11 protein-coding genes are annotated in these 12,645 nt (G+C 56.9%); 9 read left to right on the top strand and 2 right to left on the bottom strand.

Annotated elements, in window-relative coordinates; genetic code table 11:
- Nucleotides 1-57 precede the first annotated feature (57 nt).
- From ACCC96_RS08210 to ACCC96_RS08190, 5 genes are all read left to right on the top strand, one after another.
- Nucleotides 58-1,017 carry a LysR family transcriptional regulator gene (locus tag ACCC96_RS08210; RefSeq protein WP_413695480.1) on the top strand — a complete coding sequence of 320 codons (960 nt, stop codon included), beginning with the start codon at nt 58-60 and terminating at the stop codon, nt 1,015-1,017.
- A 99-nt stretch (nt 1,018-1,116) separates the two neighbouring features.
- Nucleotides 1,117-2,127, top strand: a complete 1,011-nt coding sequence (locus ACCC96_RS08205) for an ornithine cyclodeaminase family protein (protein ID WP_413695479.1) — start codon at nt 1,117-1,119, stop codon at nt 2,125-2,127.
- A gap of 27 nt (nt 2,128-2,154) precedes the next feature.
- A complete protein-coding gene (locus tag ACCC96_RS08200) occupies nt 2,155-3,171 on the top strand; it encodes a dihydrodipicolinate synthase family protein (protein ID WP_413695478.1) in 1,017 nt (338 codons plus the stop codon).
- Between the two features lie 16 nt (nt 3,172-3,187).
- Entirely contained in the window at nt 3,188-4,657 is a 1,470-nt protein-coding gene (locus tag ACCC96_RS08195) for an NAD-dependent succinate-semialdehyde dehydrogenase (protein ID WP_413695477.1), read from the top strand.
- Nucleotides 4,658-5,026: 369 nt separating this feature from the next.
- Nucleotides 5,027-6,160, top strand: a complete 1,134-nt coding sequence (locus ACCC96_RS08190; RefSeq protein WP_413695476.1) for an FAD-dependent oxidoreductase — start codon at nt 5,027-5,029, stop codon at nt 6,158-6,160.
- Nucleotides 6,161-6,489: 329 nt separating this feature from the next.
- Here the strand turns inward: ACCC96_RS08190 and ACCC96_RS08185 are convergent, their stop codons facing one another.
- On the bottom strand, nt 6,490-7,224 hold the full coding sequence (locus tag ACCC96_RS08185) for an EthD domain-containing protein (protein ID WP_413695475.1): 735 nt from the start codon (nt 7,222-7,224) through the stop codon (nt 6,490-6,492).
- Between the two features lie 202 nt (nt 7,225-7,426).
- Between ACCC96_RS08185 and ACCC96_RS08180 the strand changes: the two genes are divergently transcribed.
- Nucleotides 7,427-7,687 (top strand): enoyl-CoA hydratase-related protein, encoded by a 261-nt coding sequence (locus ACCC96_RS08180; protein ID WP_413695560.1) that lies wholly within the window; start codon nt 7,427-7,429, stop codon nt 7,685-7,687.
- Between the two features lie 228 nt (nt 7,688-7,915).
- On the opposite strand, the gene csiR is transcribed toward ACCC96_RS08180, so the two are convergent.
- Complete coding sequence (gene csiR, locus ACCC96_RS08175) at nt 7,916-8,614, bottom strand: DNA-binding transcriptional regulator CsiR (protein ID WP_413695474.1); 699 nt, start codon at nt 8,612-8,614, stop codon at nt 7,916-7,918.
- A 195-nt stretch (nt 8,615-8,809) separates the two neighbouring features.
- Here csiR and glaH point away from each other — a divergent pair, with 195 nt between their 5' ends.
- The 3 genes from glaH (at nt 8,810) to gabD (ending at nt 12,613) form a co-directional block, all read left to right on the top strand.
- Nucleotides 8,810-9,787, top strand: a complete 978-nt coding sequence (gene glaH, locus ACCC96_RS08170) for a glutarate dioxygenase GlaH (RefSeq protein ID WP_413695473.1) — start codon at nt 8,810-8,812, stop codon at nt 9,785-9,787.
- 89 nt (nt 9,788-9,876) lie between these two features.
- Nucleotides 9,877-11,151, top strand: a complete 1,275-nt coding sequence (gene lhgO / locus ACCC96_RS08165) for an L-2-hydroxyglutarate oxidase (protein ID WP_413695472.1) — start codon at nt 9,877-9,879, stop codon at nt 11,149-11,151.
- Nucleotides 11,152-11,164: 13 nt separating this feature from the next.
- Nucleotides 11,165-12,613: an NADP-dependent succinate-semialdehyde dehydrogenase gene (gene gabD, locus ACCC96_RS08160; protein WP_413695471.1), complete on the top strand. Its 1,449-nt coding sequence runs from the start codon at nt 11,165-11,167 to the stop codon at nt 12,611-12,613.
- Nucleotides 12,614-12,645: the final 32 nt, after the last annotated feature.

Raw genomic sequence — 12,645 nt, 5'->3', positions numbered from 1 at the left:
TTCAGGTAGGGGTGTGATCGACGTCTGGATCTCGAGACGAACCGGGGAACGGATGATATGCACAACAATAAGAACTTTCAGGATGCCCATGTGCTCGACCCCACAGCGCAGCCTGCGGCCACTGCTTTGACGATTGTCGATCCTCGATGGATATTGTTCGTACGGGTCGCAGCAGCTGGAAGTCTCAGTAAAGCGGCTGTTTTACTGGATATGCCTCAGTCCATGGTGAGTCGAAATATTGCTCAGCTCGAAACGCAATGTGGCGAGCGACTGTTTCATCGTACCGGACGTGGGGTGGTCCTGACTGAGTTTGGGGAGCACTTGCTGCCTTGTGTATCGAGTCTTCTCGCCGACGCTGAAGGCCTGGCCGATGACATTCGTAACCGGCGTGGAAAACCGGTGGGGGAGGTGGTCGTAGGGATGCTGCCTTCTGCGGTACGTCGGTTTGCCGGTACGCTTTTTGCGGCAGTGCAAGCGCAGATGCCGGGTGTGCGATTACACCTGATCGAGGGCGCGAGTGCTCAACTCGAAGAGCAGTTGCATGATGGTCGTCTCGATATGGCATTGGTACTGCGCGAGAATGAAGCAAGCATCGGTGAGGCGTATTTACTGGCCAGGCTGCCTCTGCATTTGGTAGGGCCCGCCACCGATCCAGTCTTCGGTAAGCGAGATATCGCATTAAAGCAGTTATCCGGATTGCCACTGGTGGTACCGGGGCGTCCCCATCTGCTGAGAGCCAGGCTCGATCACCTGGCGATCGAGCATTCCATGGAGTTGTGCGTGGCCGTAGAAGCCGACTCCGTCCAGCTCCAGTACGAGGTCGTTGCGGCGGGCGGAGGCTATGCGATTGCCTCGGTGCTACCGGGCTCGCTGGATCAACGACTGATGTCATCGCGCATTGTCGAGCCCGTTCTTGAGCGCTTTGTCGTGCTTGTCGACTCTCCCCGCCGTCCTGTGACCCGTGCCTCCCGTGAGGTACGACGGTTGATCTGTAATCTGGCCATGCCATCGATTTGAGCGATAGCTGCTTTCGACTCCGAGCAGTATCCGGCGTGGTGCGCGCCTCGTAGGGTGTCAGTCAATCAATGGCTGATACCCGATTGCGAGGTTAGTGAAATGCATGACTCCCAAGTGCCCCAAGTAATTACCCCGACGCTCTTTCTCAGTGACGCTGATATTGCCTCGCTCGTTGACTGGCGCGCAGCCGTTGCCGCGCTCGCCGAGGCTTATGCCTGCCCCACATCGGATGCCATGGTGCCGCCTCGATCCATGGCGCGGGGAGACGGTATCTGGCTGCGCAGTTTGACCGCTGTGCCACCCGCTGGCGGCCATATGGGATGCAAGTTGATTGCGGCCTCCATGAGGGCTCGTTGCGCCAGCTATCTGATTGCATTGTTCAATCAGCAAACCATGACGCTTAGCGCATTGATCGATGGCAACCGGGTGACGGGTTTACGCACCGCTGCAACGGCCGCACTGGCGGTAGATCTACTGGCGCCTCAGCGGGCACTGCGGGTTGGCGTGATTGGTGCGGGGTTTGAAGCGCGTGGCGCGCTTGACTGCCTTAAGGATGTGCGGGATGTGGCCCATGTGCGGGTGTTCAGCCCAACGCCCGTGAGCCGTGAGCGCTTTGCCGAAAGCTTCAGGCCTGCGCTGGATATACAAGCGGTGAACAGTGCGCATGAGGCGGTACAGGACTGCGATGTAGTGATTTGTGCCGCACGCAGCCGTGACGAGTCTCCCGTATTGCAAGGGGCGTGGCTTCCTGCGGGCGTAACGGTCGTGTCACTGGGTTCCACCTTGCCTGAGCAAAGGGAGGTTGACCCGGTCACGATGGATCGCGCCGTCTGCATCGTCGCTGATATGCCGCAGGAGGTGCTTCACGATACTGGCGACGCGATTGCTGCGATCAGTGCTGGCATTAATGTCGCCGAGAAATTAGTACCGCTGGCGGATCTGGTAGCGGGTCGTGTCTATCCGCGTCGGAACGAAAGCGACATCGTCCTCTACAAGTCGGTTGGCTCGGCTCTGCAGGATGTCGTCATTGCACAAGCGCTGTACGAGCGCGCCAAGCAACAAGGCCTCGGTATCGAGCTGCCTGTCAGCATTGTCCCTGTCTCGAAATAAACCCTCCACTGTTTGAAGGAAGTCATCATGGCCACTTACAAGAAAGCTGATGCCCGTGCCTGGGCGCGTGAAAACCTGGTGGGCTGCTCGGCTGTCACCATCCCAAGCTTCAGTGCTGATCTGAAGCGTCTCAATGAGCGTGGCATACGCCACGACATCGAACATACGGTTGGACTGGGTTACAGCAGCACATTGCTGTGCAGTGAGCTTGCGATCTCTGCACAGGAAAACGCTCAATTTACCGCCTGGGCTCGTGAGTCGGGGAAAAACCTGATCCTGTTCTTCCACGCGGCTTTTGGCACGCTTGCGGAGAACATCGAGGCGGTGAAACTCGCCGAGAAAGCCGGTGCCGACATCGTCCTGCTCTCCTATCCACCGCAGTTCTGGCCGACCAGCGAGCAGGAAATCTACGACTACACCAAGTCATTCTGCGACGCGACGGACCTTGCCGTCATGTTGTTCCCGATTCCGCTATGGGGCTTTGAACGCGTGCATCCGGCGGGTATGTCGCTGGAGTTGGTCCGTCGTCTGTTGGCCGATTGTCCAAATATCGCGGCCATCAAGTCGGAGCAAGGGTTTCCGCTGCCGGCGGGAATTTGCGAGATGTACTACCACTTCCGTGATCAGGTCGTGATCAGTTGCCCGATCGAAGGCGATGCAATTCCCTTGATGAGCCTGATGAAGCTGCAGTTTTCCGGCACCAGCAACACCGCCTGGATGAGCGACTACTACCCGAAAGCTTTCGAACTGGCACGCACGGGTCGGTTCGAGGAGGCGATGGAACTGTATTGGAAGGTCAATCCGGCGCGCACTGCCAATGGCGCCGCCGCTCAGGCGTATGCGGGCGGTACCGGGGTGCTCAATCGCACGATGTGGAAATACCAGGACTGGCTGGCCGGATTCAACGGCGGCCCACTGCGTGCCCCTGCGATGCGTGTGCCGGATCGCCTCATGAAGTCTCTGCGTCAAGGGCTGGTTGCGGCGGGTCTGCCGGTGACTTCGGATCCTGACAGCGCCTTCATGATCGGGCGTCACCCTTGCTGATTACGAGGATTGCAAAGTGAAGCATTTACTAAAAGATCCCACGCTGTGGTGTACCGGAGCCTGCATCGGTGGAGAGTGGCTGAACGAGACGCCGCACGGTCAGTACACGCTGCGTAATCCGGCGGATCAAGCGGTGCTCATCGAGCTGCCGCGCTGCCGCACGCCCGAAGTACGCCGTGCGATTGATGCTGCGCATGAGGCCTTTGGTCCATGGCGACGCTTGACGGCGAAACGCCGTGGCGAGGTGTTGCGCCGTTGGTATGAGTTGATGGTCGAACATCGTGAGGATATTGCCACGCTGATTACCCTGGAGGAGGGTAAGCCACTGGACGAGGCGCGTGGTGAAGTCGATTACGCCGCCTCCTTCGTGCGATGGTTTTCGGAAGAGGCCACGCGAGTGCGCGGTGATCTGATCCCTGGCGTGAGAGAAACTCAGCGTATCGTCGCATTGCGCGAGCCCATCGGGGTCTGCGCCGCAATCACGCCGTGGAACTTCCCGGCCGCCATGATCACCCGCAAGGCGGCTCCGGCGCTCGCAGCGGGTTGCACGATGGTGGTAAAACCGGCAAGCCAGACACCGATGACGGCGCTTGCGCTCGCCGAACTAGCCCAGCGCGCTGGAGTACCCGCCGGTGTCTTCAGCGTGATCACCGGTAATGACACCCGAGACATCGCGGGCGAACTCACGGCCAACCCGTTGGTGCGCAAGCTCACGTTTACCGGCTCTACTGAAGTTGGTCGGCTGCTGTTGGCGCAAGCGGCGCAAACCGTCAAGAAATGCTCGATGGAGTTGGGTGGCAATGCGCCCTTCATTGTTTTTGATGATGCTGACCTTGATGCCGCCGCCGACGGGGTGATGTTGGCCAAGTTTCGCAACGGCGGCCAGTCATGTATCGGCGCGAATCGGGTGTTGGTGCAGTCTGGGGTTTATGACGCACTGGCCGAGCGTATTGTCGAGCGAGTGGCACGGCTTAAAGTGGGGAACGGTCTGGAACCCGGTGTACAGGTGGGGCCGTTGATAGATGAAGCTGCGGTGCAGAAATCCCAAGCGCTTGTAGATGATGCGCTGGCGCAAGGTGCCCGACTGTTGTCCGGCGGTGCCCGTCATGCAATGGGGGGAGGGTTCTTCCAGCCCACGGTGCTTGCGGATGTCACACATACGATGAGGATTGCGCAGGAGGAGATCTTCGGCCCGGTCATGCCACTGTTGCGTTTCGAGAGTGAGGATGAGGCGATCACGATGGCGAATGACAGCGAGTATGGCCTTGCCGCTTATCTGTTCAGCTGTGATGCGGCGCGCATCTGGCGTAACGCCGCACGCATTGAGTCAGGCATGGTCGGGATCAACTGCGGTTTGATATCGAATGAGGTCGCACCCTTCGGTGGCGTGAAGCAGAGCGGTCTTGGGCGAGAGGGATCTCACCTTGGGATCGACGAATTCCTTGAGGTGAAATACCTCTGCTGGGATGGCCTGGAAAGCGTTTGAAATGATGTAGTCGAGCACGGACGGAGGCCGATGGATTGCGGTTCATATGAGCCGCATTTCGTCGGTTTCCTGTATTTATAGGTGCGAGGTTGCTTATCGCGCAGGCTGACAAAACCTGGTTCTGCCGCAAAGGCAGACACCCCGAGCAATCGGACAGGCTTACCCTCCGACACCCATCACCTCCAGCGATACCTCGGATTGTGGAAAGCGATTTCAGCGCTGATATCCGATTCGATAGTCTCGTCGTTGATCCGGCATTGTTAATCGGAATTTCATGAGTCTGCGGCATTGAGTCGATAGCGCTGCAGAACTCGTCGGTGCGCAATGCAATGTCAGCCCGATTGAAATAAGAATAATTAGGAGAGCGTGATGATTGCAGCAGTCAATAAGGTCCTGGTTATCGGAGGAGGGTTTTCCGGTATGACAGCGGCTATCCAGCTTGCCCGTCAGGGAGTGGAAGTAGATCTGGTTGAAATAGATCCTTTGTGGTGTCCTCTGGGGGCTGGTATTACGCTCAGTGGGCCGACGTTGAGAGCGCTTGATACGGTCGGAATCCTTGAGCGGGTGGCCAACGAAGGGTATTTGTCGACCGATTTCGATGTATTTTCACCAGCAGGCGACCTGATCGTGCAGTTGGCGCTCCGACCTCCAGTCAGCAATAAACAGATTCCCTGTGGTGGCGGCATCCTGCGCCCAGTGCTGGCTCGAATTTTTGCCGATAAGACGCGGGCAGTGGGCACTAACGTGCGCCTTGGCATTACGTTCGACAGCATCATCGAGCATGAGGATGGCGTTGAAGTATCTTTCACCGACGGGACCTCTGGGCTCTACGACCTGGTCATTGCCGCCGATGGCGTGCATTCGCGGATGCGAAAGGAGTTGTTTCCAGAAGCACCATCGCCAAAACCCATTCACCAGAGTGTCTGGCGTGCGGTGCTGAAGCGTCCGCAGGAAATCGTACGTCCCAGTCATTGGCTCGGACGCACCAAGGTCGGCGTCAATCCGATTTCCGCAACGCATATGTATATGTTCCTCATGGAAAGCCGCGAGTTTTCCGAGTGGATTGATCCGGCCAATTGGGCAAGCGAAATGGCGCGTCTTCTGGGTGAGTTCCCAGCCCCGATCCTGCAAACGCTTGTGCCGCAACTGTACGAGCCGGGAGCCAACATCGACTATCGCCCGCTGGCCAACCTGTTGGTACCGTTGCCATGGCATAAAGGCCGCATCGTGATGATTGGGGATACGGTGCATGCCACCACGCCACATCTGGCTTCCGGGGCTGGAATTGGAATTGAGAGCGCCATCGTGCTCGCCGAAGAACTGTTCGCTGATAGCGACCTACAGGTTGCCCTGAGCCGGTTCGAAGCGCGGCGTTGGGAGCGTTGCCAACTGGTGGTCGAGAATTCTGCACGTCTGTGCGAAATAGAAAAAAGTGGCGGTGACAAGGAAGAGCATGCTCAGATCATGCGAGAGTCCACTGCTACGCTGGCTGAGCCTATCTGAGTTATCGAGACCCTTCGGCTGGATGGGGGGAGGCTAGCGATGCACCCTGAAAAAGAAGGTGTAAAAGCGACCTTGAATCGCTTCAACATCCAGTTCGAAGATTGGTCGTGGTCGGTTTAACAGAAGTCCTGCTTGCCGTAAATCCGGGAAACCCTTCCGGAATCAAATCCACGCCTGCTGCATAATAAATGTCCTTGAGTTTCAATGAGTAGCTGTCCTACATCCGGTGCCCAGTACCAATGTCTATAGTGCGAGCCACCGAACGCAAACGCACTTGGGGAGAACCACCACTGATGTGATGTAGAACAGCCGTCCCATTTATTAAGTTTTTACTGGCACAGATCTAGAATTACAACCTCTTTGACATATACGAAAAAAGATTCTGACGATAGCGCGACCCCTTCGTCAGAAAGCTGTTGGAACAGTGATCTCTGATACTGACGAAAAATAAAAAGATCGGCTTCATTTTCAAACCACATGCTAGAAGCGCCTTCGTATACCGCTATGTTTGGCCCGAAATAGGATGTCACTCTGTCACCTTCGGGGAGATATCTGGAACGAACATGCCTACGTAGCGCATTTTGGAAATTTGGGTATTTACTGGCGATAGCATCGTGTGCTGAATCCCAAGCTGTGAAAAAGGTATCAAGGTTCACAGTTGGGTTCTTTTTTATGAAGATGATCGCCTTCCATTTGAGGGGAGCAGTACCTGCATCGGATGTCTCTACGTCATCCATCAACTGAGCTGCTTGGTTAGACAGGTCAGCGAAATTTTTTGCATCAGGCCCGGTGGTTTGTTGGGTGTATGGATCGCTGAAGGTGTGAATTAAATCTGACATATTGTCAAAAAATAATTCCGTGATGGAGTCTCTGTGAAATGTTTGTGTGTAAGAGATATCGGAGTCAACTCCGAAAGCAGAGTCGATGACGTGATTTTGCACGTATCGTTTGACACCTAAAGGTTTAGCCTGAGCGATTTTTCCATGCTGGTGCTCTATATATTTCAAAAACTCAGCATGAGTCATTCCGGGTTTTCGGCGTACAGCGGCTAGAATCTTAATCATGATGGCTCTCGCGTCCGGTAGGGTTTAACTAAATTGATCTTATCTTTCTAAACATCGGATACGTTTTTTTTAGGCTATATTCACCGTAATACTTTTTTAGAAATGGAAGATAAGACCAAACTTGCCCTCCAAACCAATCAGTGTTTCTGCTAGCAGGTATCACATAAAGACATGCTTGACGAGTCTTCACCTAACTCTTTATGTGCTAGGCCGTGAACACGAATATGCACAAGGTGTCAGTACCCGGGAAGCTGCACTGCGATTCAATCGTGAAAATCATCTGTTTCGTCGCATTGAAACGGGCGGTAAGCCCTTTGTCGCGGCACTAAATGGATTAACCCTTGGAGGCGGGCTGGAGCTTGCCCTGGCGTGTCACCATCGCTTGCTGGTTGACCATCCCAAGGCTTTGGTCGGTTTCCCTCTCCGAAAGTGGGGGCATTACCGGAGTACCAAAGTGACATAAGGTTGTCGATGGCCTCTCGTGCTTACTGCAACAGCATTGACTGGTCTTCGACTGTCCGAAGCTTGTCGTCACTCAGTAGCGGAGACAATGTCCGAACTATGTGCGCGACTGAGAACCGCTCAAGCCTAGAGCTCAATCGCGCCAGCTGTTTGTTATCAATATTGAAGGCTATGCTTCAGCGAGAGAGGGCGGGCATGCTCGCTTAGGCTGACCCGCTTAACCTCAAAATCACGCGGCGCTGCCCATTCCTTGCGCCAACATGATCTCGGCGATGATCGGTACCGGCGTCATCAGGTGAGTGCGCATCATGGTGCTGGCCCGTGGTGCATCGCGCGCCAGAATAGCTTCAACCAGCGCGGCATGTTCCTTGCGTTTCAACGCCAGGGCCTCTTCGGAGAAAACCGTCTGGGTCAGCCAAAGATGGCGGTAGCGTTCGGCCTGATCAAACAGATAACTGCGCGCCTGTAACAGATGCTTTGAGCCGCAACCGACGGCGATAGCGGTGTGGAAAGCCTTGTGCCGTTCGTCCCATACATCCAGGACTTGCTCTCGGGTTTTGACGTCCATAACTTTCGAGAGCTTATGGGACTGGGCAAGGATCTGCGCCTCCCAACCGTCGTCACCACGCTCAATAGCCAAGCCTACTATCATTGCCTCGAGGTTGGCGCGGGCATCGTAAATATCCTGCATTTCTTTCAGCGACATGGGCGCGACCCGGTAGCCCTTCTGGCTGATCACCACTACCAGGTGCTCAGCCACTAATTGTGAAAGCGCTTCTCGCAGTGGGCCAACGCCCATGTCGTAACGCTCCTTGAGGCCACTCATGAGGAGCTTCTCTCCGGGCTTGAAGACACCACGAATGATGTCCTGTTTGAGCCGCTCATACCCGCTGAATGCAGAGTTTTGCTTGGGGGCGAGGCTATCCAAAGGTGCTGCTCCTGAAGTCGACAGGTCTAATCATACCCAAGCATCTGTGATACGAAAAACATAAGACAAAGTTGTGTCTTGTCGCTTAATAATAAAAATGTAGACATTATTAGTTTGTGGCGATATTTTTGATCTGCGCCGGATCCAGATCAATGCTGAATGGCGCTAATCACTACCTTCTACCCAGGAATTGCCATGAACGCCTTTACTCAGATTCAGGACCTTGTGATGCCGCTGCCATCGGAGAGCAAGGGCTTCACCCTCACCCCTTCCAGACAGTCGCCTCGCCTGCTTGAGCTGACCTTCGCCAAGGAAACTGTCGATGCCTTCGTAAGTGCTGTTGCCGAGTGGCCTGTACAGGCTCTGGAGTACAAGTCGTTCTTGCGCTTCCGCGTCGGTCAGATCCTTGACGATCTGTGTGAAGGCACCCTGCGCCCGGTGCTGGTCAACACCATCCTGGACCGAGCCACCGGCGGAATGCTGATCACTCCTGAAGGTCTGTGTGACTTGACCCAAGCTGATGAGATGGTCAAGTTTTCCTCGGCAGTGGCGCACCTGATCGGTCGCTCCAACTTCGATGCCATGAGCGGCCAGTTCTACGCGCGCTTTGCAGTGGTCAACACCGACAATTCCGACAGCTACCTGCGCCAGCCACACCGTGTGATGGAACTGCACAACGACGGCACTTTTGTCCAGGAGCGCACCGACTATGTGCTGATGATGAAGATCGACGAGCAGAACATGGAAGGCGGCAACACCCTGCTTTTGCACTTGGACGACTGGGAAGACCTGAATCACTACTACACACACCCGCTGGCCCGCCGTGAAATGCGCTTTACCGCGCCACCGAGCAAGAACGTGCGTGAAGACGTGTTCCACGCGGTGTTCGACAACGACGCCGAAGGCCGCCCGACCATGCGCTACATCGACCAGTTTGTGCAGCCCAAGGACTTCGAGGAAGGCATCTGGCTGACCGCCATGAGCGAATCCCTGGAAGGCAGCCATAAGAAGGTTTCGATACCGGTGCCGGTCGGCAGCTTTGTGCTGGTCAACAACATGTTCTGGCTGCACGGCCGTGACCGCTTTACTGCCCACCCGGGCCTGCGTCGGGAGTTGATGCGCCAGCGCGGATACATCAGCTACCAGAAGACCATGTACCAACGCGGCCAATAAGGTTTGCCAAGAGCTGAAATGACGAGGGCCACCCCGTGTGGCCCTCGTCGCGCTTCCAACAAAAACGTAATTCAGGTGGGTGCAAGCTAATGGCTGCGTACGACTTCATTATCATCGGTGGCGGCATTGTGGGTATGTCCACGGCCATGCAACTGACCCAGGTTTACCCGGACGCACAAATCCTCCTGCTGGAGAAAGAGTCCGGCCCGGCCAAGCACCAGACCGGCCACAACAGTGGAGTGATCCATGCCGGTGTTTACTACACCCCCGGCAGTCTGAAGGCACGTTTCTGCCTGGAAGGGAACAAGGCCACTAAGGCCTTCTGCGACAAGCACAGCATCCGTTACGACGAGTGCGGCAAGCTACTGGTGGCCACCAACGAGCTGGAAATGCAGCGCATGAGCGCGTTGTGGGACCGCACCGAAGCCAATGGTCTGAGGCGTGGATGGCTGTCGGCCGCCGAGCTGCGCGAGCGCGAGCCGAATATCGTCGGCCTGGGCGGTATCTACGTGCCTTCGAGCGGCATCGTGAACTACGCCGAGGTCACCGCGGCCATGGGCCGCGAATTCGAAGCCGCCGGTGGCGAGATCCGCTACAACAGCGAAGTGGTTGCCATCGACGAGCGTCCGGATGAAGTAGTGGTGCGCACTGACACTCTGGAGCACCACGGGCGTTTCCTGATCACCTGCTCGGGCCTGATGGCTGACCGCGTGGTGCGCATGCTCGGGATCAAGCCCAACTTCATCATCTGCCCGTTTCGCGGGGAGTATTACCTGCTGCCCAAACAGCATAATCAGATCGTCAACCATCTGATTTACCCGATCCCGGATCCGGCCATGCCATTTCTCGGTGTGCACCTGACCCGCATGATCGACGGCACCGTCACCGTCGGCCCCAACGCGGTGCTGGCAATGAAGCGCGAAGGCTATCTCAAGACCGATTTCTCGCTGTCGGACATGTTCGAAACCCTGACCACCCCGGGCATTCTCAAGGTGCTGATGAAGAACCTGCGTCCCGGCCTGATCGAGATGAAAAACTCACTGTTCAAGGGCGGCTACCTGAAGGAAGTACAGAAGTACTGCCCGAGCATCAACAAGAGCGACCTCACCACTTACCCGGCCGGTGTGCGCGCCCAGGCGGTCTCGCTGGACGGCAAGTTGATCGACGACTTCCTGTTCGTCAACACCGCCCGTAGCGTCAGCGTCTGCAACGCCCCGTCGCCCGCAGCGACCTCCGCGATCCCGATCGGCGCATACATCGTCGATAAGGTCCGCGAGCAGCTCGCCAGCACAGGCGTCAGTTTTGTCACCTCCGCCAACTCCACTCGGACCGCCCCGATGGCGGCCTCCGTCGTAACCCGCTAACGAGGAATTTCGCGTGCAACTCAACGATCCGAAACTGTTCCGCCAGCAAGCCTATATCGACGGTGTCTGGGTAGATGCCGACAATGGCCAAACGCTTAAGGTCAACAACCCGGCCACCGGTGAAATCATCGGCATTGTGCCGAAGATGGGCGCGACCGAAACCCGTCGCGCCATCGAAGCCGCCGACAGGGCGCTGCCGGCCTGGCGTGCCCTGACCGCCAAGGAACGCGCCAACAAGCTGCGCAAGTGGTTCGATCTGATGATGGCCAACCAGGAAGACCTGGCCCGCCTGATGACCCTCGAACAAGGCAAGCCGCTGACCGAGTCCCGTGGCGAAATCGCTTACGCCGCCTCCTTTTTGGAGTGGTTCGGCGAAGAGGCCAAACGCGTGTATGGCGACATGATCCCCGGTCACCAGGTCGACAAGCGCCTGATGGTGCTCAAGCAGCCAATAGGTGTCACTGCCGCCATCACTCCGTGGAACTTCCCTTCGGCGATGATCACCCGAAAGGCCGGTCCGGCCCTGGCCGCCGGCTGCACCATGGTCCTCAAGCCGGCTTCGCAAACGCCTTACTCGGCCCTGGCCTTGGCGGAGCTGGCCGAGCGCGCCGGTATTCCGAAAGGTGTATTCAGCGTGGTCACCGGCAGTGCCGGCGAAGTCGGCAGCGAGCTGACCGGTAACCCGCTCGTGCGTAAGCTGACCTTCACCGGCTCCACCGAAATCGGCCGTCAGTTGATGGTCGAGTGCGCCAAGGATATCAAGAAGGTCTCGCTGGAACTGGGGGGCAATGCCCCCTTCATCGTGTTCGATGACGCCGACCTGGACGCCGCCGTCGAGGGCGCGCTGGTCTCCAAGTACCGTAACAATGGCCAGACCTGCGTCTGCGCCAACCGTCTGTATATCCAGGATGGTGTCTACGATGCCTTCGTCGAAAAACTCACCGCGGCCGTGGCCACGTTGAACATTGGTAATGGCCTGGAAAACGGCATCACCACCGGTCCCCTGATCGACACCAAAGCCATGGCCAAGGTCCAGGAGCACATTGAAGACGCTGTCAGCAAAGGCGCTCGTGTGGTTGCCGGCGGCAAGCCGCATGCCTTGGGCGGGACCTTCTTCGAGCCGACCGTGCTGGTCGATGTACCGTGCAACGCCGCCGTCGCCAAGGAGGAAACCTTCGGCCCACTGGCGCCGCTGTTCCGCTTCAAGGATGAAGCCGATGTGATCGCCATGGCCAATGACACCGAGTTTGGCCTGGCCTCGTACTTTTATGCGCGCGACCTGAGCCGTGTGTTCCGCGTGGGAGAGGCGCTGGAGTACGGCATCGTCGGCATCAACACAGGGATCATCTCCAATGAAGTGGCGCCATTCGGAGGCATCAAGGCCTCGGGCCTGGGCCGCGAAGGCTCCAAGTACGGCATTGAGGACTACCTGGAAATCAAATACCTCTGCATCGGCGTGTAATCACGATGGACACTCATCAAGCGTCAAGAGGG

Origin of the sequence: Pseudomonas sp. Pseusp11, from assembly GCF_047304405.1 — a bacterium.
Lineage (GTDB): Bacteria > Pseudomonadota > Gammaproteobacteria > Pseudomonadales > Pseudomonadaceae > Aquipseudomonas.
This window is presented reverse-complemented; position numbering and strand designations above follow the sequence as displayed.

Bases quoted from the DNA above. Each gene is read 5' to 3' on its own strand.
- ACCC96_RS08210 (WP_413695480.1), top strand. From the start codon at position 58: ATGCACAACAATAAGAACTTTCAGGATGCCCATGTGCTCGACCCCACA.
- ACCC96_RS08205 (WP_413695479.1), top strand. From the start codon at position 1,117: ATGCATGACTCCCAAGTGCCCCAAGTAATTACCCCGACGCTCTTTCTC.
- ACCC96_RS08200 (WP_413695478.1), top strand. From the start codon at position 2,155: ATGGCCACTTACAAGAAAGCTGATGCCCGTGCCTGGGCGCGTGAAAAC.
- ACCC96_RS08190 (WP_413695476.1), top strand. From the start codon at position 5,027: ATGATTGCAGCAGTCAATAAGGTCCTGGTTATCGGAGGAGGGTTTTCC.
- ACCC96_RS08185 (WP_413695475.1), bottom strand. From the start codon at position 7,224: ATGATTAAGATTCTAGCCGCTGTACGCCGAAAACCCGGAATGACTCAT.
- glaH (WP_413695473.1), top strand. From the start codon at position 8,810: ATGAACGCCTTTACTCAGATTCAGGACCTTGTGATGCCGCTGCCATCG.
- lhgO (WP_413695472.1), top strand. From the start codon at position 9,877: ATGGCTGCGTACGACTTCATTATCATCGGTGGCGGCATTGTGGGTATG.